Here is a 19,848-nt window from a genome sequence, read left to right on the forward strand (position 1 = left end):
CGTGCCAGCGAAGAGGCCAGAACAGGCAACCAACAAGCCTGGCTATTTCTTGTCCCTGGCAAACGCCGCCTCAAGCGCCTGGTTGATGGTGCGCAACACCTTCACCCGCGCCCAGCGCTTGTCGTTGGCCTCCACCAGCGTCCACGGCGCAATTTCGGTGCTGGTGCGGTCGACCATGTCGCCCACCGCCTGGACATAGTCGTCCCACTTGTCGCGGTTGCGCCAGTCATCCTCGGTGATCTTGTAACGCTTGAACGGGATCTGCTCGCGCTCTTCGAAACGCTCCAGCTGGGTCTGCTGGTCGATCGCCAACCAGAACTTGACCACCACCGTGCCGGCATTCACCAGCTGTTCCTCGAAATCGTTGATCTCGCTGTAGGCACGCATCCAGTCCGCCGGGCTGCAGAAGCCTTCCACACGCTCCACCAGCACCCGGCCATACCAGGAACGGTCGAAGATGGTGAACTTGCCTCGCGCCGGAATGTGCCGCCAGAACCGCCAAAGGTATGGCTGCGCGCGTTCTTCCTCAGTGGGTGCGGCAATTGGCACGATGCGGTACTGGCGCGGATCCAGCGCTGCCGCCACGCGGCGGATCGCCCCTCCTTTGCCGGCAGCGTCGTTGCCTTCGAACACCGCCACCAAGGCATGCCGGCGCATGTGCTTGTGACGCAGCAGGCCTGCCAGGCGGGCCTGTTCGGTGACCAGTTGCTCCTGGTAGTCGGCCTTGTCCAGGCGCAGGGTCATGTCCAGCGCGCCGAGCAGGCTAAGCTGGTCGATGCTGCGGCCCAGCGGTGCAACGTTGCCCCGGTGCTTGTCCTTGGGGTTGCTGGCCAGTGCCGCCTGCAGGCTTTCCAGCAGGATGCGCCCTACCGCCAGGCTGCGGTAGTTCGGGTCGACGCCTTCGATGATATGCCACGGTGCATAGTCGCGGCTGGTGCGGCGCAGAACGCGCTCACCAAAGCGCACGAAACGGTCGTAGGTTTCCGACTGCTGCCAGTCCAGCGGGCTGATTTTCCAGCTGTGCAGCGGGTCGTCCTTGAGCGATTTCAGCCGCGCCTTCATCTGCTTCTTGGACAAGTGGAACCAGAACTTGATGATCAGCGCCCCCTCGTCGCACAGCATCTCCTCCAGCCGTTCGGCGCCGGTGATGGCCTGGTCGAGCACGGCATCCTTGAACACCCCGTGCACCCGCCCCTGCAGCATCTGGCTGTACCAGTTGCCGAAGAACACGCCCATCCGCCCCTTGGGTGGCAGGGCCCGCCAGTAGCGCCAGGCCGGCGGGCGGGCCAGCTCTTCGTCGGTCTGCTGGTCGAAGGTGAGCACATCGATCATGCGCGGGTCCATCCACTCGTTCAGCAGTTTGACCGTCTCGCCCTTGCCGGCGCCTTCGATACCGTTGATCAGCACGATCACCGGGAAGCGCGCCTGCTGCTTGAGTTCGTACTGGGCTTCGAGCAGGGCCTCGCGCAAAGCGGGTACCTCGGCGTCGTAAGCCTCCTTGTCGATGCTGTGGCCGATTTCTGCGGATTCGAACATGCACTGGCTCCTTCAATGGATAAGCAAGACTAGCGGATTTGAAGGCTTGTGCAGTACCTGTGGGAGCTGGCTTGCCGGCGATAGGGCCGGCACAGCCAGCGCAAAATCCTCAGATGGCATAAAATCCGCCCATCCGCTGCAACCGAGCCAACCATGTCCACCCTCCTCCAGCACGCCCAGATCGACTGGGACGACCAGGGCCGCCCCCATTCGCGGCAATACGACGACGTCTATTTCGCAGTCAACGAAGGCATCGAAGAAACCAGGCACGTGTTTCTCGGGCAAACCCGTCTGGCCGAGCGCTTTGCCAACCTCGCCCCGCACGCCTGCGTGGTGATCGGCGAAACCGGGTTCGGCACCGGCATGAATTTCTACTGCGCCTGGCAACTGTTCGAGCAGCACGCCCATGCCGAGGCCCGCCTGCATTTCGTCAGCGTCGAAAAATACCCCCTCGGTCGCGACGACCTGGCCCGTGCCATACGCCTGTGGCCGGAACTGGCGGCCTACAGCCAGCCCCTGCTGGAGCAGTACGTGGCGGTGCACCCTGGCTTCCAGCAGTTCACCTTCGACAACGGCCGGGTCACCCTCACCCTGCTGATAGGCGACGTACTGGAGCAGCTGCCGCAACTCGATGCGCAGATCGATGTGTGGTTCCTCGACGGCTTCGCGCCGGCCAAGAACCCCGACATGTGGACCCCGGAGCTGTTCGCGCAACTGGCACGGCTGTCACACCCGGGCACGGTGCTAGGCACTTTCACCACCACCGGCTGGGTACGCCGCAGCCTGGTCGATGCCGGCTTCGCCATGAAGAAGGTGCCGGGCATCGGCAAGAAATGGGAAGTGATGAGCGGCGCCTATGTCGGCCCTGTACCCAGCCCCGGTGCGCCATGGTATGCGCGCCCGGCTGCCGTTGCGGGGCCGCGTGAAGCGCTGGTGATAGGCGCCGGGCTCGCCGGCAGCACCACCGCCGCCAGCCTGGCACGGCGTGGCTGGCAGGTTACCGTGCTGGAACGCCACGACACGCCGGCTCGGGAAGCTTCGGGTAACCCGCAAGGGGTGCTGTACCTCAAGCTATCCGCCCATGGCACGGCGTTGTCGCAGATGATCCTCGCCGGTTTCGGCTACACCCGGCGCCAGCTGCAGCGCCTGCAACGTGGCCACGACTGGGATGCCTGCGGCGTGCTGCAACTGGCCTTCGACAACAAGGAAGCCGAACGCCAGGGCAAACTGGCTGGCGCCTTCGAACATGGCCTGCTGCACTCGCTGGAACGTGCAGAAGCCGAAGCCATCGCAGGTGTGGCCTTGCCGGCTGGCGGGCTGTTCTATCCCGAAGGTGGCTGGGTGCACCCGCCGGCGCTGTGCCAGCAGCAGTTGCAGCACCCGGGTATTCGCCTACTGACGCACCAGGAGGTGCTCGAGCTGCGCAAGGTCGACGGGCAGTGGCAAGCCTGGGCTGGCGAACGTTTGCTGGCCAGCGCGCCGGTGGTGGTGCTGGCCGGTGCCGCCGACATACTGCGCTTCGAACCATGCGCGCAGCTGCCGCTCAAGCGCATCCGCGGGCAGATCACCCGCCTGCCGGCCACCCCCAGCAGCCGCGCGCTGCGCACCGTGGTGTGTGCGGAAGGCTATGTAGCGCCGCCGCGCGGCGATGAACACACCTTGGGCGCGAGCTTCGACTTCCACAGCACAGACCTGGCGCCGACGGTAGCCGAGCACCAGGGCAACCTGGCATTGCTGGACGAGATTTCGGTCGACCTTGCCCAGCGCCTGGGCGCCGCCGAACTGGACCCCGGGCAGTTGGAAGGCCGTGCAGCGTTCCGTTGCACCAGCCCGGATTACCTGCCGATCGTCGGGCCGGTGGCGGATGCGCAGGCGTTCGCCCAGGCCTATGCAGTGCTGGGCCGGGATGCGCGGCAGGTGCCGGACGTGGCCTGCCCCTGGCTGGATGGGTTGTATGTGAACAGCGGGCACGGCTCGCGCGGGTTGATCACGGCGCCGTTGAGCGGCGAACTGGTGGCGGCGTGGGTGTGCGGGGAACCGCTGCCGTTGCCACGGGCGGTGGCGGAGGCGTGCCACCCGAATCGGTTTGCCTTGCGCAGGTTGATTCGCGGGAAGTGATCGGGCCGGGGGCTGCTGCGCAGCCCAATCGCCGGCAAGCCAGCTCCCACAGGGACCGCGCAAGGCCCCAGGCCAGTGGTGAACCTGTGGGAGCGGGCGAGCCCGCGAAGGGCTGCGCAGCAGCCCCATATAACAGATCGATCTAAAACTCTCGCAAACCACATGGGTCAGTTCCTTAAGGTGCCCTAATCCGGGGCACCCCCTCCCCAACGGAAAAACCGGTAAGGACCTATGTGCGGATTAGCAGGAGAGTTGCGTTTTACACCCATCGACCAAGCCCCTCGCCCAGCCGACCTGGCTGCGGTAGAGCGCATAACCCACCACCTGGCGCCCCGCGGCCCGGATGCCTGGGGCTTCCATAGCCAAGGCCCGATCGCCCTCGGCCACCGGCGCCTGAAAATCATGGACCTGTCCGACGGCTCTGCCCAGCCGATGGTGGACAACACCCTGGGCCTGTCGCTGGCCTTCAACGGCGCCATCTACAACTTCCCCGAACTGCGCCAGGAGCTGCAAGCCCTGGGCTACAGCTTCTGGTCCGACGGCGACACCGAGGTGTTGCTGAAGGGCTACCACGCCTGGGGCGCGGCCCTGCTGCCCAAGCTCAATGGCATGTTCGCCCTGGCCATCTGGGAACGCGACAACCAGCGCCTGTTCCTCGCCCGCGACCGCCTGGGCGTAAAGCCCTTGTACCTGTCGCGCAACGGCGAGCGCCTGCGCTTCGCCTCGACCCTGCCAGCGCTGCTCAAGGGTGGTGACATCGACCCGATGCTCGACCCGGTGGCACTCAACCACTACCTGAATTTCCACGCCGTGGTGCCGGCGCCACGCACCCTGCTGGCCAACGTGCAAAAGCTGGAACCCGGTACCTGGATGCGCATCGATCGTCATGGCGAAGTGGAACGCCAGACCTGGTGGCAGCTGCACTACGGCGCCAACCCCGATGAACGTGAGCTGGACCTGGAAGGCTGGACCACCCGCGTGCTCGACGCCACCCGCGACGCAGTGGCCATTCGCCAACGGGCAGCAGTGGACGTAGGTGTACTGCTGTCTGGCGGAGTCGATTCCAGCCTGCTGGTCGGCTTGCTGCGCGAAGTGGGCGTGGATGACCTGTCGACCTTCTCCATCGGTTTCGAGGATGCCGGTGGCGAACGCGGCGACGAGTTCCAGTACTCCGACCTGATCGCCAAGCACTACGGCACCCGTCACCACCAGCTGCGCATTGCCGAGCACGAAATCATCGACCAGTTGCCAGCCGCCTTCCGCGCCATGAGCGAACCCATGGTCAGCCATGACTGCATCGCCTTCTACCTGCTGTCGCGGGAAGTGGCCAGGCACTGCAAGGGCGTGCAAAGCGGCCAGGGCGCCGACGAGCTGTTCGCCGGCTACCACTGGTACCCGCAGGTGGACGGCGCAGAGGATGCCTTTGCCGCCTACCGCGAAGCCTTCTTCGATCGCAGCCACGCCGAGTACCGCGACACCGTGCAGGCACCCTGGCTGCTGGAAAGCGACGCAGCGGGCGACTTCGTCCGTGAACATTTCGCCCGCCCTGGCGCCCCCGATGCGGTAGACAAGGCGCTGCGCCTGGACAGCACGGTGATGCTGGTCGACGACCCGGTCAAACGGGTCGACAACATGACCATGGCCTGGGGCCTGGAGGCGCGCACGCCATTCCTCGACTACCGCCTGGTGGAGCTTTCGGCACGCATTCCGGCACGCTTCAAGCTGCCCGACGGCGGCAAGCAGGTGCTCAAGCAGGCGGCGCGGCGGGTGATCCCGCACGAAGTGATCGACCGCAAGAAGGGCTACTTCCCGGTGCCGGGCCTGAAGCATCTGGAAGGCGCCACCCTCGGCTGGGTACGTGAACTGCTGACCGACCCCAGCCAGGACCGCGGGCTGTTCAACCCGGCCATGCTCGACCGCCTGCTGAGCAACCCGCACGGCCAGCTGACACCGCTACGCGGCTCCAAGCTGTGGCAGCTGGCGGCGCTGAACCTGTGGCTGAGCGAACAAGGAATCTGACCGATGAAAGCCCATGAAATCGCTTACGGTCAGCGCCTGCTGCGCGGCCAGGCGCCGTCCTACGAGCGCCTGCAGGCGCGCCTGGCCGGCGACGGCAGCCAGCCCCACGACCAGCCGCGCGCCGTACATTGCGGCTGGGGCCGGCTGCTGATTGGCCACACCTACCCCAACCCGGCCGACCTGGCCGCCGACCTGCTGGAAGAACGCCCCGGCGAGCGCGATATCGCCCTGTATGTGGCCGCGCCGCAGCAGCTGCTGGCCCAGGCCCCGCAGCAACTGTTCCTTGACCCGTCCGACACCCTGCGCCTGTGGTTCACCGACTACCGCCCGGCGCAGCGGGTGTTCCGCGGCTTTCGTGTGCGCCGGGCGCAAAACCCGGGCGACTGGCAGGCGATAAACACCCTGTACCAGGCGCGCGGCATGTTGCCGGTGGACGCCGAGCTGCTTACGCCACTGCACCTGGGCGGCCCGGCGTACTGGCTGGCCGAGGACGAAGACAGCGGCGCGGTGATCGGCAGCGTCATGGGCCTGAACCACGCCAAGGCGTTCGACGACCCCGAGCACGGCAGCAGCCTCTGGTGCCTGGCGGTAGACCCGCACTGCACCCGCCCCGGCGTGGGCGAGGTGCTGGTGCGCCATCTGATCGAACACTTCATGAGCCGCGGCCTGGCCTACCTGGACCTGTCGGTGCTGCACGACAACCGCCAGGCCAAGCGCCTTTACCAGAAGCTGGGTTTTCGCAACCTGCCGACCTTCGCGGTCAAGCGCAAGAACGGCATCAACGAACAGCTGTTTCTGGGGCCGGGGCCTCAAGCCGACCTCAACCCCTACGCACGCATCATCGTCGACGAAGCGCTGCGTCGAGGCATCGAGGTACAAGTCGACGATGCCGCCGGCGGCCTGTTCACCCTCAGCCTGGGCGGGCGCCGCATTCGCTGCCGTGAGTCGCTCAGCGACCTGACCAGCGCCGTGACCATGACCCTGTGTCAGGACAAGCGCCTTACCCAACATGCCTTGCACAATGCCGGGTTGCAGGTGCCGGCGCAGCAGCTGGCCGGCAATGCCGACGACAACCTGGCGTTTCTCGAAGAGCATGGCGCGGTGGTGGTCAAGCCGGTCGATGGCGAGCAAGGCCAGGGAGTGGCGGTGAACCTCACCTGCATCGACGACATCACCCAAGCCGTGGCGCATGCCCGCCAGTTCGACAGCCGCGTGTTGCTGGAAAGCTTCCATGCCGGGCATGACCTGCGCATCGTGGTGATCGGCTACGAAGTGGTGGCGGCAGCCATCCGTCACCCAGCGCAAGTGCTGGGCGATGGCAAGCACAGCATCCGCGAGCTGATCGATGCCCAGAGCCGTCGGCGCCAGGCCGCAACCGGTGGCGAAAGCCGCATTCCACTGGACGACGAAACCGAGCGCACCCTGCGCGCGGCGGGCTTTGGCTACGACGACGTGTTGCCCGCCGGCCAGCGCCTGGCCGTGCGACGCACCGCCAACCTGCACACCGGCGGCACCCTGGAAGACGTGACCGAACGCCTGCACCCGGTGCTGGCCGAAGCCGCCGTGCGCGCTGCACGGGCGCTGGAGATCCCGGTGGTGGGGCTGGACTTCATGGTGCGTGATGCCGGGCAACCGGAGTACGTGATCATCGAGGCCAACGAGCGTGCCGGCTTGGCCAACCATGAACCGCAACCGACCGCCGAGCGTTTTATCGATCTGCTGTTTCCGCATAGCCGGCCTTTGGCGTAAAGGCTGATGGCCTCTTCGCGGGCTCGCCCGCTCCCACAGGTCCAGCACAGCCCTCGAGACTTGTGGGGTTCCTGTAGGAGCGGGCGTGCCCGCGAAGAGGCCGGCACAGGAGTAAAGGAGTTCCCCAACCATGTCCGACCGACATCCCGAACCCGATCTCGACTATCTCAAGCGCGTGCTGCTGGAGATGCTCGCCATCCCCAGCCCCACCGGTTTCACCGACACCATTGTGCGCTACGTGGCCGAGCGCCTGGACGAACTGGGCATCCCTTTCGAGCTGACCCGCCGCGGCACCATCCGCGCCACCCTGAAGGGCCGCCAGACCTCGCCCGACCGCGCCGTGTCCGCTCACCTGGACACCATCGGCGCCAGCGTGCGCCAGTTGCAGGACAACGGCCGCCTGGCCCTGGCGCCAGTCGGTTGCTGGTCCAGCCGCTTCGCCGAAGGCAGCCGGGTCAGCGTGTTCACCGACACCGGCGTATACCGGGGCAGCGTGCTGCCGCTGATGGCCAGCGGGCATGCTTTCAACACCGCCATCGACCAGATGCCGGTCAGCTGGGAGCACGTTGAGGTACGCCTGGACGCCTACTGCGCCACCCGCGCCGACTGCGAGGCGCTGGGTGTAAGCATCGGTGATTTCGTTGCCTTCGACCCGCTGCCCGAATTCACCGAAAGCGGCCACATCAGCGCCCGCCACCTGGACGACAAGGCCGGCGTGGCAGCGCTGCTGGCGGCGCTGAAAGCCGTGGTGGAAAGCGGCCGCCAACCGTTGATCGACTGCCACCCGCTGTTCACCATCACCGAAGAGACCGGCTCGGGAGCGGCTGGCGCCCTGCCCTGGGACGTCAGCGAGTTCGTCGGCATCGACATCGCCCCGGTGGCGCCCGGGCAGGCCTCCAGCGAACATGCAGTGAGCGTGGCCATGCAGGACTCGTCGGGGCCTTACGACTACCACCTGTCCCGGCACCTGCTGAAACTGGCCGGCGACCACGACCTGCCGGTGCGGCGCGATCTGTTCCGCTACTACTTCAGCGATGCCCATTCGGCAGTGACGGCGGGGCACGATATTCGTACCGCGCTGGTAGCCTTTGGTTGCGATGCCACCCATGGCTACGAGCGAACACACATCGACAGCCTGGCGGCGTTGAGCCACTTGTTGTCGGCGTACCTGCTGAGCCCGCCGGTGTTTGCCAGTGATTCGCAGCCGGCCAATGCATCGTTGGAGCGCTTCAGCCACCAGCTGGAACATGATGCACAGATGGAGAGCGATACGCGGGTGCCGGCGGTTGATAGCCTGGTTGGCAACAAAGGCTGAGGGCCCTGGGGGCTGCTTTGCAGCCCAATCGCCGGCAAGCCAGCTCCCACAGGATAACCACAGGCCCAGGCTTTGTGCTGTCCCTGTGGGAGCTGGCTTGCCGGCGATTGGGCCGCAACGCGGCCCCAAAATCCCGAATGTTTCGCGTAGCATGCCCCCACCAAGACCCTAGGCAACGCCACCATGCTGATCCCCTACGACCAACTGCAAGCCGAAACCCTGACCCGCCTGATCGAGGACTTCGTCACCCGCGACGGTACCGACAACGGCGACGACACCCCGCTGGAAACCCGCGTGCTGCGGGTGCGCCAGGCATTGGCCAAGGGCCAGGCGTTCATCCTTTTCGACCCGGAAAGCCAGCAGTGCCAGTTGCTGGCCAAGCATGATGTGCCCCGCGAGCTGCTCGACCAACAGATCTGACCTCTTCGCGGGCGTGCCCGCGAAGAGGCCGGCACAGGCAACATCAAACCCTGCGGGCCTTGGCCTGCTGCCCTTCCTTGATGCGCTTGTACACCTCGGCCCGATGCACCGGCACTTGCCGCGGTGCATCCACGCCAAAGCGCACCATCCCGTCCCGCGTTTCCACGACCATGATCCGAATGTCATCACCAATCACGATGATCTCTCCCACTTCGCGCCCTATTACCAGCATGCTCCGTTCCTCCAGCGAAAGGGAAAACCGGAGCCTGCCTTGACGGCATAGGGCTACTCAATAGTTCTACCGTGATTCAGAAGCACCCTACATCTGCCGGTAACTTTCCTTACAGACGAATCATCGCGACTGAGCCTTGGCCCGCATTTTCACCGCCATCTCAGCCATCTCGTCATACAGCCGCTCAGGTGCCTGACGCTTCAGTTGCCAGGCCTGGCGCCCGGCCTCATGGGGCAGGATCAGGAACTCACCAGCGGCAACCTGCCGGTGGATGTATTCGGCGATGTCCGCCGCATTGATCGGCGAGCCTTCAAGCAGCTTGCCAACCTGGGCTTTCATCGCCGGGTTCGGCCCGCGGAACGAGTCCAGCAGGTTGGTCTGGAAGAAAGACGGGCACACCACGTGCACCGCCACTTCCAGTTCGCGTAGCTCGACCAGCAGGCTTTCCGACAGGGCCAGTACGCCGGCCTTGGCCACGTTGTAGTTGCTCATGCCCGGCCCCTGCATCAGCGCAGCCATCGAGGCGATGTTGATGATTCGCCCCTTGCTGCGCTCCAGCAGCGGCAGAAAGGCCTTGCAGCCCTTGACCACACCCATCAGGTTGACCGCGATCTGCCAGTCCCAGTCCTCCAGCGACAGTTCGGCGAAGAACCCGCCCGAAGCGACGCCAGCGTTGTTGACGACCACATCGATACCACCGAACTGCTCGGTGCAGGCCTGGGCCAGGGCGGTGAGCTGGCTGTAGTCGCGCACGTCGCAACGCTGGGCAAAGCCTTCGCCGCCAGCTGCGCGGGCCAGCTCCAGGGTTTCGCGCAGGCCGGCTTCGTTGACATCGGCCAGCGCCAGGCGCCAGCCCTCACGCGCCCAGCGCAGGGCGATCTCGCGACCGAGGCCGGACCCGGCGCCGGTAATCATGATGCGTTTTTGCATGGTGGCTGGCCTTGTTCTGATGGGTTGTGCAACCAGTCTAATCAAGGCCTGGTGGGCAGGCAGGGTTCATCAGGGTAGTGAATGGAGGGGCATGATTGTGTGGTTAGCCTGCACCGGCCTCTTCGCAGCACAAGGCTGCTCCTACAGGGACCGCACACACCTGTAGGAGCAGCCTTGTGCTGCGAAGAGGCCGGTACAAGCCCTACACAAATGGAATCTTTGACACTCACCACCAGTCCTTATTTACAAGAGGCCAGCAGTCCGAGGCCCTTGACCCTCAACCACGCAAGGACTCCGTCATGACAACGATTCTCATCATCATCCTGATCCTTCTGCTGATTGGTGGCTTACCGGTCTTCCCGCACTCGCGCAGCTGGGGCTATGGCCCGTCCGGCATCATCGGCGTGGTGCTGGTAGTTCTGCTGGTTTTGTTGCTGCTAGGCATGATCTAGCGGCGAAAACACAAAAAAACCGCGCCGAAGCGCGGTTTTTCATTGCCGGAAGGATCAGTGCGAAACAGCACCCGAAGCGCCCAGGCCAGTCTGCGAACGCACGAACTGCGGGAAGAACAGCGCACGTTCGTCTTCGGCAGCCTTGGACTTGTCGGTGACCGAGAAGAACCAGATACCGACGAAGGCGATCAGCATCGAGAACAGCGCCGGGTACTCGTACGGGTAGATCGGCTTCTCGTGGCCGAGGATCTGCACCCAGATGGTCGGGCCGAGGATCATCAGCGTCACCGCGCTCACCAGGCCCAGCCAGCCGCCGATCATCGCACCGCGGGTGGTCAGCTTCTTCCAGTACATCGAGAGCAGCAGTACCGGGAAGTTGCAGCTGGCCGCGATGGAGAACGCCAGGCCGACCATGAAGGCGATGTTCTGCTTCTCGAACAGGATACCCAGGCCGATCGCCAGTACGCCCAGGGCGACGGTGGTGATCTTCGACACGCGGATCTCGTCCTTGTCGTTGGCCTTGCCCTTGCGCCATACACTGGCGTACAGGTCGTGGGACACCGCCGAGGCACCGGCCAGGGTCAGGCCGGCAACCACCGCCAGGATGGTGGCGAAGGCAACGGCCGAGATGAAGCCGAGGAACACGCTGCCACCCACGGCGTTGGCCAGGTGCACCGCTGCCATGTTGTTGCCACCCAGCAGGGCGCCAGCGGCGTCCTTGAAGTCCGGGTTGGTGCTGACCAGCAGGATGGCGCCAAAGCCGATAATGAAGGTGAGGATGTAGAAGTAGCCGATGAAGCCGGTGGCGTACAGCACGCTCTTGCGCGCTTCCTTGGCGTCACTGACGGTGAAGAAGCGCATCAGGATGTGCGGCAGGCCGGCGGTACCGAACATCAACGCCAGGCCCAGCGAGAATGCCGAGATCGGGTCCTTGACCAGGCCGCCCGGGCTCATGATCGCCTCGCCCTTGGCGTGCACCTTGATTGCCTCGGAGAACAGGGTGTTGAAGTCGAAGCCCACGTGCTTCATCACCATCAGCGCCATGAAGCTGGCACCGGACAGCAGCAACACGGCCTTGATGATCTGTACCCAGGTAGTGGCCAGCATGCCGCCGAACAGTACATACAGGCACATCAGGATACCCACCAGGATCACCGCCACGTGGTAGTCCAGGCCGAACAGCAGCTCGATCAGCTTGCCGGCACCGACCATCTGCGCGATCAGGTAGAACGCCACCACCACCAGCGAACCGGAGGCCGACAGGGTGCGGATCTCCTTCTGCCCGAGGCGGTACGAGGCCACGTCGGCGAAGGTGTACTTGCCCAGGTTGCGCAGGCGTTCGGCGATCAGGAAGAGGATGATCGGCCAGCCGACCAGGAAGCCGATCGAATAGATCAGGCCGTCGTAGCCAGAGGTGAACACGAGTGCGGAAATACCCAGGAACGAGGCGGCCGACATGTAGTCACCGGCAATCGCCAGGCCGTTCTGGAAGCCGGTGATCTTGCCCCCGGCGGCGTAGTAGTCCGACGCCGACTTGTTGCGCTTGGAGGCCCAGTAGGTGATACCGAGGGTGAAGGCGACGAAGGCCACGAACATGGCGATCGCGGAGACGTTCAGCGGTTGCTTCTGCACCTCGCCGGTCAGGGCATCGGCGGCCCACACGGCGGGTGCGAAGGCTCCGCAGGCCAGTACGGCCAGGGCTTTGGCGTGGCGAATCATTGTTGCGCCTCCTTCAGGATGGCCTTGTTCAGCTCATCGAATTCGCCGTTGGCGCGGCGTACGTAGATGGCGGTCAGGACGAATGCCGAAACGATCAGGCCGACGCCCAGGGGGATGCCCCAGGTAATCGACGACTCAGGGCTGAGCTTGGTGCCCAGGATCTGAGGACCGTAGGCGATCAGGAGGATGAAGGCGCAGTACAGGCCGAGCATGATCGCCGAGAGAATCCAGGCGAACCGTTCGCGTTTGGTGACCAGCTCCTTGAAGCGGGGGCTGTTTTGTATCGAGAGGTAAATGCTGTCGTTCATTGTTTTTGTCCTAGCAGCACAGATAGGGGTGGAACCCACGACCCTTACTTTATGCGGCTATCGGACGCCAACCAGACGACCTTAGTCTTAGATGCAACGGTGTTTTACGGATCACGCAACAAAACAGCTGCACATATCCCTGTAGGAGCAGCCTTGTGCTGCGAAGAGGCCGGTACAGGCTGCCCGAATCTTCGCAGCTTGCACCGGCCTCTTCGCAGCACAAGGCTGCTCCTACAACGGAACGGGTTGTTACTTGCCAGTCCACTCCTTCACGCGATCAGGGTGCTTGGCCACCCAGTCCTTGGCCGCCGCTTCAGGCTTGGCGCCTTCCTGGATAGCCAGCATCACTTCGCCAATCTCGTCCTTCGACTGCCAGTTGAACTTCTTCAGGAACTCCGCCACTTCCGGGGCCTTGGTCGCCAGTTCCTTGCTGCCGATGCTGTTCACGGTTTCCGCGGCGCCATACACGCCTTTCGGGTCTTCGAGGAACTTCAGTTTCCACTTGGCGAACATCCAGTGCGGTACCCAGCCGGTCACCGCAATCGACTGCTGCTTGGCATAGGCACGGCCCAGTTCTGCTGTCATCGCCGCGCCGGAACTGGCCTGCAGCTTGTAACCGGTCAGGTCGTAGTCCTTGATGGCCTGGTCGGTCTTGAGCATTACGCCGGAGCCGGCGTCGATGCCGACGATCTTCTGCTTGAAGGTGTCATCGGTCTTGAGGTCGGCGATGCTCACCGCCTTGACGTACTCAGGGACGATCAGGCCAATCTTGGCGTCCTTGAAGTTCGGGCCGTAGTCGACCACGTTGTCCTTGTTCTTGGCCCAGTACTCGCCATGGGTCACCGGCAACCAGGCCGACAACATGGCATCGAGCTTGCCGGTGGCCACGCCCTGCCACATGATCCCGGTGGCCACGGCCTGCAACTTCACGTCGTAGCCGAGCTTCTGCTTGATCACTTCGGCAGCCACGTTGGTGGTCGCCACGCTGTCAGCCCAACCATCCACGTAACCAATGCTGACTTCTTTGGCCATTGCCTGTGCCGCGCCCATGGCCAGTACCATGGCGGTGCCCACACCCAGCAAACGTCGCATTCTTGTATTAGCAGCCATCAAAGCATCCCCTCGTCAGGTCTCGGAATTTGCATCATCGTCCTGCAACAATAGTCGACCTGCTCCAGCTACGACCTATATCCGCCCCATATGCGACAGCACTATGCCATTAGCGCCATCGGCCTATGCCGCCCTGCGCGATCCTTGCATGCCAAAAGTTTGGCGCCGGGCTACTATCTACCCTTTTGCGCCTGACGATGGACCGCCCGATGCCCAGTTCTACCCGCCTGCTGCTGCCGTTGTCCCTGCTTGCCTGCCTGCTCGCCCTGCTCGGGCTCGGAGGGCTCTGGTACGGGCTTGGCAAGCCGGTGCAACTGCCGGATGCGGCCAGCCCGACGCACAAGCTGCAATGCGCCTCGTATACCCCGTTCGACAAGGACCAGTCGCCCTACGACCAGCCGTTGCGCCTGCGCCCGGCCCGCATGGATGCCGACCTGGCGTTGCTGGCCGAGCGTTTCCAGTGCATCCGCACCTATTCCCAGACCGGTCTTGAAGCAATCCCGGCGCTGGCACGCAAGCATGGCCTGAAGGTGATGCTGGGTGCCTGGGTCAACGCCCACCCGGCCGACACCGAGAAAGAAATCGAGCTACTGATCGCCGCCGCCAATGCCAACCCCGACGTGGTCAGCGCGGTGATCGTCGGCAACGAGACGCTGCTACGCAAGGAGGTGACCGGCGCACACCTGGCCACGCTGATCGCCCGGGTGAAAAGCCAGGTCAAGGTGCCGGTAACCTACGCCGATGTGTGGGAATTCTGGTTGCAGCACCCGCAGGTAGCGCCTGCGGTGGACTTCCTGACTATCCACTTGCTGCCTTACTGGGAAGACGACCCGCGGGGCATCGACGAAGCCCTGGCCCACGTCGCCGATGTGCGCCGGGTGTTCGGCACGCGCTTCGCGCCGAAGGACATTCTGATCGGTGAAACCGGCTGGCCCAGCGAAGGCCGCCAGCGCGAAACCGCACAGCCCAGCCGGGTCAACGAGGCGCGCTTCATTCGCGGGTTCGTGGCCATGGCCGAAAGCAACGGCTGGCACTACAACCTGATCGAGGCGTTCGACCAGCCATGGAAGCGCGCCAATGAGGGGGCGGTCGGTGGTTACTGGGGGCTTTACGATGCCGACCGGCAGGACAAGGGCATACTCGAAGGACCGGTGAGCAACCTGCCTTACTGGCCGCAGTGGTTGCTGGCCAGTGCTGTGCTAATGGTGCTGATGCTGATGCTTGCCGGGCGCCCGGCCACCCCGGCGGCGGCCATGCTGCTGCCGTTGCTGGCAGCGTTTGGGGCAGGCTGCCTGGGGCTTTGGGGCGAGCTGATGCGCACCCATGCGCGCTTTGCCGGGGAGTGGCTGTGGGCGGTGCTTCTGGCAGGGCTGAACCTGCTGGTGCTGGCCCATGCCGTGCTGGCCCTGGCACGGCGCGCGGGCTGGCGCGAGCGCCTGTACGCCTGGTTGCAGGCGCGGGCCGGCTGGCTATTGCTGGCGGCGGGTTTTGCCGCGGCGGTGAGCATGCTGGCGATGGTGTTCGACCCACGCTACCGCAGCTTCCCCAGCGCAGCGTTGGCGTTGCCGGCGCTGGTGTTTGCAGTGTGGCCGGTGCGGGCGCGGCGTGCGGAGGTGGCGTTACTGGCGTTCATCGTCGGTACCGGGGTGGCGCCGCAGTTGTTTGTGGAAGGGTTGGAGAACCAACAGGCCTGGGGATGGGCAGTGGTCAGTGTGCTGATGACCGCGGCCTTGTGGCGGAGCTTGCGGCTGCGCCCGGCCTGATATCCTTGGGACCGCTTCGCGCTCCATCGCAGGCAAGCCAGCTCCCACAGGAGTTATGCTACCTATGGAATCGGCGCGGTCCCTGTGGGAGCTGGCTTGTCTGCGATGGGCCGCAAAGCGGCCCCTTTCAGCCTTGATCCGGCGACCTGACCAACCGCAACCCCGCCAGCACCAGCGCGAACACGGCAATGCTGGCGGTATACAGCACCAGTGCCGGCACCGCGAACACCAACGCCACCACCGCCAGCCACCAGCCGCCACGGCCGGCAATGACCTGCGCCAGCAGCGCCAGCCCCAGTCCGCCCCAGGCCATCACCTGGTGATGAATGCCCAACCCCAGCAACGACCGCACCTCACACTGCCAGTACGCCGCCGGCGCCGTGCACAGCCCCACCCACTGCCCATCCTCCATCAGCCCATAGCGCACGCCATAACTGGCAGCAAGCCAGAGCCCCAGAAACAGCACAAGCAGCGCAGCCGGCAGCGAACGAGACATCCAGCTCTCCAATAGCGGTAATCGAAAGCATCCATGATCGCTTATGCCCAGTTGTAAGGCAAAATCACATCCCTGCAGCTATGTTGCAGATAACAAGCACACCAAAGACCACCGCACCTGGCAACTTTGCCCGGCCCGTTGTGGTCCTAGCCTGCACACTGCTCGACCTTGCGTTCTTTTGGGGGATTACATGCTTCGATCTTTGCGCCTCGCTGCCTTGCTCGGTGGCCTGCTCATGGCTGTGGCCGCTTCGGCGCGGGATATCGACGCCGCGAGCTATGGTTTTCCCTTGACCAACCCGTTCGAGGCAACCATCGCCACCACGCCACCGGACCAGCGCCCCACCCTGCCCGAAGATGACGAAATCAACCAGTCCGACTACAGCCTCAACCTGCGCCCGGACCGTGAATTCACTCTGCCGGACAATTTCTGGGCGGTGAAAAAGCTCAAGTACCGCCTTGCCCGCCAGGACCGCGAGGCGCCGCTGATCTTCATCATCGCCGGCACCGGTGCGCCCTACACCAGCAGCATCAACGAATACCTGAAGAAGCTGTTCTACCAGGCCGGCTTCCACGTGGTGCAGCTGTCGTCACCAACCAGTTACGACTTCATGAGCGCCGCCTCGCGCTTCGCCACCCCAGGCGTCAGCCAGGAGGATGCCGAAGACATGTACCGGGTGATGCAGGCCGTGCGCGCCCAGCACCCGCGCCTGCCGATCAGCGAGTTCTACCTCACCGGCTACAGCCTGGGCGCACTCGACGCTGCCTTTGTCAGCCACCTGGACGAAACCCGCCGCAGCTTCAACTTCAAGCGCGTACTGCTGCTGAACCCGCCGGTCAACCTGTACACCTCGATCAACAATCTGGACAAGCTGGTGCAGACCCAGGTCAAGGGCATCGACCGCAGCACCACCTTCTACGAGCTGATGTTGGCCAAGCTGACCCGCTACTTCCAGGAAAAGGGCTACATCGACCTCAATGAGGCCTTGCTGTACGACTTCCAGCAGTCGCGCCAGCACCTGTCCAACGAGCAGATGGCCATGCTGATCGGCACCTCGTTCCGCTTCTCGGCGGCCGACATTGCCTTTACCTCCGACCTGATCAACCGCCGCGGCCTGATCATTCCGCCGAAGTTCCCGATCACCGAGGGCAGCAGCCTCACGCCATTCTTCAAGCGTGCCCTGCAGTGCGACTTCGACTGCTACATGACCGAGCAGGTCATCCCCATGTGGCGCGCCCGTACCGACGGCAACAGCATCCTGCAACTGGTCAACCAGGTCAGCCTGTATGCACTTGAAGATTACCTGAGCAGCAGCGACAAGATCGCCGTGATGCACAACGCCGACGACGTCATCCTCGGCCCTGGCGACATCGGCTTCCTGCGCAAGGTGTTCGGTGAGCGTCTGACCCTTTACCCCCATGGCGGCCATTGCGGCAACCTCAATTACCGCGTCAACAGTGACGCCATGCTGGAGTTCTTCCGTGGTTAACAAACTCCTCTTCGCCACTGCCCTGTTCGCCGCCGGCCACGCCCTGGCTGCCGAAACCGCCCCCCGGGCCAGCGTGGTCGAGGCCGACCCGCAAGTCACCGAAGCGCCACTGGCGCCCGAGACCGATGGTTTCCTCGACCCGCTGCGTGAGCTGAAATTCAACCCGGGGCTGGACCAGCGCGAGTTCGAGCGCTCCACCCTGCAAGCGCTGAACGTGTACGACCCGCTGGAGTCGATCAACCGGCGCGTCTATCACTTCAACTACCGTCTGGACCAATGGGTGCTGCTGCCGATGGTAAGCGGCTACCAGTACGTCACCCCGCGCTTCGTGCGCACCGGGGTGACCAACTTCTTCAACAACCTGGGCGACGTGCCGAACCTGTTCAACAGCGTGTTGCAGCTCAAGGCCAAGCGCTCGGCCGAGATCACCGCGCGGCTCATGTTCAACACCATCATCGGCGTGGGTGGGCTCTGGGACCCGGCCACCAAGATGGGCCTGCCGCGGCAAAGTGAAGACTTTGGCCAGACCTTGGGCTTCTATGGCGTACCGGACGGGCCGTACCTGATGCTGCCGGTGCTGGGGCCTTCGAACCTGCGCGATACCACCGGGCTGGTGGTGGACTATGCAGGCGAACAGGCGATCAACTACCTGAACGTGGCCGAAGCCAGCAGCGACCACCCGGAAATCTCCGTGCTACGCGTGGTGGACAAGCGCTACAGCACCAAATTCCGCTATGGCCAGCTCAACTCGCCGTTCGAGTACGAGAAGGTGCGGTACGTTTATACCCAGGCGCGCAAGTTGCAGATAGCCGAGTAGGCCGGCCAGGCCTCTTCGCAGCACAAGGCTGCTCCTACAAGGCGACGCGCTACTCGGTAGGAGCAGCCTTGTGCTGCGAAGAGGCCGACACAAGCAATATCAAATCCCCAGGAACTGACAAAGCTCCCGTTTCTTGGCCAAGGCATCCTTTCGCCCCAGCTCTATCAGCTCGCTGCAGTAACTGGCCTCGAACAGCAAATAGCTCAACACCCCCGCCCCGCTGGTACGCGTCGCCCCCGGCCCACGCAGGAACATGCGCAACGCCGCCGGCAACTCGCGCCGATGTCGCGCGGCAATCTCGTCCAGCGGCTGGCTGGGCGCCACCACCAGCACGTCGATCGGCGCAAGGCCCAGGCGCCGGGCGTCCAGGTGCGCCGGCAACAGGTGGCTCAGGTGGTTGAGGCGCTGCAGCAGCTCGATGTCGTCTTCCAGGCTGTCAATGAACGTACTGTTGAGCATATGCCCGCCGATCTGCGCAAGGCTCGGCTGCTGCCCGCTGAACACCCGCTGGGTCGGCAGCGGTGGCGCCGGCCGCTGCGGGTTACCGCTGACACCAACCACCAGTACCCGGCTGGCGCCCAGGTGCAGGGCCGGGCTGATCGGTGCCGACTGGCGCACCGCACCATCGCCGAAATATTCATCACCCAGCCGCACCGGGGCGAACAGCAACGGGATGGCCGCGCTGGCCAGCAGATGATCGATGGTCAATGGCGTGGGCATGCCGATACGGCGATGGCGCAACCAGGCTTCGATGGTGCCGCGGCCCTGGTAGAAGGTCACCGCCTGGCCGGACTCGTAGCCAAACGCGGTCACCGCGACGGCGCGCAGTTGCTCGGCGGCCAGGGAGTGGGCGATACCGTCCAGGTTCAGGTGCGCCTGCAGCAAGCCGCGCAATGGGCTGCTGTCCAGGAGCGCCACTGGCGCCGGGCCACCCACGCCCAGCAGGTTGTGGGCGACGAAGCGGCTGGCCTGGCGGACCACACCGGGCCAGTCGCTGCGGATGACCAGGTGGCTGCGGAAGTTCTGCCAGAAGGCGGTGAGCCGTTGTACGGCGTCGCTGAAATGGGTGGCGCCGCTGGCCAGGGTGACGGCGTTGATGGCCCCGGCGGAGGTGCCCACGATGACCGGGAACGGGTTGTGCGCGCCGGCGGGCAGCAACTCGGCAATGCCGGCCAGCACGCCCACCTGGTAGGCGGCGCGGGCGCCGCCGCCAGAAAGGATAAGACCGGTTACCGGGGGTGGGGCCATTGGAGTCCTTCCTGGGGTTGGTGGGCTGTCAGTGCAGGCCCTTTCGCGGGTAAACCCGCTCCTACAGGTTCTTCACCGGCCTTGAAGGCTGTGCAATACCTGTGGGAGCGGGTTCACCCGCGAAAGG

General features: G+C 64.5%; 17 protein-coding genes. 9 read left to right on the plus strand and 8 right to left on the minus strand.

Going from position 1 to position 19,848, the window contains the following annotated elements:
- Window positions 1–42: 42 nt before the first annotated feature.
- A complete protein-coding gene (gene pap / locus CAG18_RS23145; RefSeq protein WP_085721647.1) occupies window positions 43–1,536 on the minus strand; it encodes a polyphosphate:AMP phosphotransferase in 1,494 nt (497 codons plus the stop codon).
- A 153-nt stretch (window positions 1,537–1,689) separates the two neighbouring features.
- On the opposite strand from pap, the gene mnmC reads away from it, so the two are divergent.
- The 5 genes from mnmC to CAG18_RS23170 all read left to right on the plus strand — a co-directional run bounded on the left by mnmC (window position 1,690) and on the right by CAG18_RS23170 (window position 9,157).
- Window positions 1,690–3,654: a bifunctional tRNA (5-methylaminomethyl-2-thiouridine)(34)-methyltransferase MnmD/FAD-dependent 5-carboxymethylaminomethyl-2-thiouridine(34) oxidoreductase MnmC gene (gene mnmC / locus CAG18_RS23150; protein ID WP_085721648.1), complete on the plus strand. Its 1,965-nt coding sequence runs from the start codon at window positions 1,690–1,692 to the stop codon at window positions 3,652–3,654.
- A 231-nt stretch (window positions 3,655–3,885) separates the two neighbouring features.
- Window positions 3,886–5,673 (plus strand): N-acetylglutaminylglutamine amidotransferase, encoded by a 1,788-nt coding sequence (locus tag CAG18_RS23155; RefSeq protein ID WP_013971438.1) that lies wholly within the window; start codon window positions 3,886–3,888, stop codon window positions 5,671–5,673.
- Between the two features lie 3 nt (window positions 5,674–5,676).
- Window positions 5,677–7,422 (plus strand): N-acetylglutaminylglutamine synthetase, encoded by a 1,746-nt coding sequence (gene ngg, locus CAG18_RS23160; protein WP_054573481.1) that lies wholly within the window; start codon window positions 5,677–5,679, stop codon window positions 7,420–7,422.
- 130 nt (window positions 7,423–7,552) lie between these two features.
- Window positions 7,553–8,737 carry an osmoprotectant NAGGN system M42 family peptidase gene (locus CAG18_RS23165; RefSeq protein ID WP_085721649.1) on the plus strand — a complete coding sequence of 395 codons (1,185 nt, stop codon included), beginning with the start codon at window positions 7,553–7,555 and terminating at the stop codon, window positions 8,735–8,737.
- 183 nt (window positions 8,738–8,920) lie between these two features.
- A complete protein-coding gene (locus tag CAG18_RS23170) occupies window positions 8,921–9,157 on the plus strand; it encodes a YheU family protein (protein WP_015269288.1) in 237 nt (78 codons plus the stop codon).
- 43 nt (window positions 9,158–9,200) lie between these two features.
- Here the strand turns inward: CAG18_RS23170 and csrA are convergent, their stop codons facing one another.
- Together csrA and CAG18_RS23180 are read right to left on the minus strand one after the other, a co-directional pair.
- Window positions 9,201–9,389 (minus strand): carbon storage regulator CsrA, encoded by a 189-nt coding sequence (gene csrA, locus CAG18_RS23175; protein WP_003259056.1) that lies wholly within the window; start codon window positions 9,387–9,389, stop codon window positions 9,201–9,203.
- A 120-nt stretch (window positions 9,390–9,509) separates the two neighbouring features.
- Entirely contained in the window at window positions 9,510–10,319 is an 810-nt protein-coding gene (locus CAG18_RS23180; protein WP_085721650.1) for an SDR family oxidoreductase, read from the minus strand.
- 299 nt (window positions 10,320–10,618) lie between these two features.
- Between CAG18_RS23180 and CAG18_RS23185 the strand changes: the two genes are divergently transcribed.
- Window positions 10,619–10,771 carry a DUF3309 family protein gene (locus tag CAG18_RS23185; RefSeq protein ID WP_013971433.1) on the plus strand — a complete coding sequence of 51 codons (153 nt, stop codon included), beginning with the start codon at window positions 10,619–10,621 and terminating at the stop codon, window positions 10,769–10,771.
- Window positions 10,772–10,825: 54 nt separating this feature from the next.
- Here the strand turns inward: CAG18_RS23185 and CAG18_RS23190 are convergent, their stop codons facing one another.
- The 3 genes from CAG18_RS23190 to CAG18_RS23200 all read right to left on the minus strand — a co-directional run bounded on the left by CAG18_RS23190 (window position 10,826) and on the right by CAG18_RS23200 (window position 13,908).
- Window positions 10,826–12,490, minus strand: coding sequence for a cation acetate symporter (locus CAG18_RS23190; RefSeq protein WP_013971432.1), 1,665 nt, complete (start codon window positions 12,488–12,490; stop codon window positions 10,826–10,828).
- Complete coding sequence (locus CAG18_RS23195; RefSeq protein ID WP_003260090.1) at window positions 12,487–12,798, minus strand: DUF485 domain-containing protein; 312 nt, start codon at window positions 12,796–12,798, stop codon at window positions 12,487–12,489. Before CAG18_RS23195 ends, CAG18_RS23190 begins: the two co-directional genes overlap by 4 nt.
- 249 nt (window positions 12,799–13,047) lie before the next feature.
- On the minus strand, window positions 13,048–13,908 hold the full coding sequence (locus CAG18_RS23200) for a glycine betaine ABC transporter substrate-binding protein (protein WP_085721651.1): 861 nt from the start codon (window positions 13,906–13,908) through the stop codon (window positions 13,048–13,050).
- A gap of 197 nt (window positions 13,909–14,105) precedes the next feature.
- Between CAG18_RS23200 and CAG18_RS23205 the strand changes: the two genes are divergently transcribed.
- Window positions 14,106–15,671: a beta (1-6) glucans synthase gene (locus tag CAG18_RS23205; protein WP_085721652.1), complete on the plus strand. Its 1,566-nt coding sequence runs from the start codon at window positions 14,106–14,108 to the stop codon at window positions 15,669–15,671.
- A gap of 127 nt (window positions 15,672–15,798) precedes the next feature.
- Here CAG18_RS23205 and CAG18_RS23210 read toward each other — a convergent pair whose 3' ends face one another.
- Entirely contained in the window at window positions 15,799–16,167 is a 369-nt protein-coding gene (locus CAG18_RS23210) for a hypothetical protein (RefSeq protein WP_054573877.1), read from the minus strand.
- Window positions 16,168–16,357: 190 nt separating this feature from the next.
- On the opposite strand from CAG18_RS23210, the gene CAG18_RS23215 reads away from it, so the two are divergent.
- A complete protein-coding gene (locus CAG18_RS23215; protein ID WP_003260096.1) occupies window positions 16,358–17,656 on the plus strand; it encodes a hypothetical protein in 1,299 nt (432 codons plus the stop codon).
- A 73-nt stretch (window positions 17,657–17,729) separates the two neighbouring features.
- Window positions 17,730–18,473, plus strand: coding sequence for a VacJ family lipoprotein (locus CAG18_RS23220; RefSeq protein ID WP_043936071.1), 744 nt, complete (start codon window positions 17,730–17,732; stop codon window positions 18,471–18,473).
- Window positions 18,474–18,572: 99 nt separating this feature from the next.
- Here CAG18_RS23220 and CAG18_RS23225 read toward each other — a convergent pair whose 3' ends face one another.
- On the minus strand, window positions 18,573–19,721 hold the full coding sequence (locus CAG18_RS23225; RefSeq protein WP_013971426.1) for a patatin-like phospholipase family protein: 1,149 nt from the start codon (window positions 19,719–19,721) through the stop codon (window positions 18,573–18,575).
- Between the last annotated feature and the right edge of the window lie 127 nt (window positions 19,722–19,848).

The organism is Pseudomonas sp. B22(2017), from assembly GCF_002113105.1.
Classification (GTDB): Bacteria; Pseudomonadota; Gammaproteobacteria; order Pseudomonadales; family Pseudomonadaceae; genus Aquipseudomonas; species Aquipseudomonas asiatica.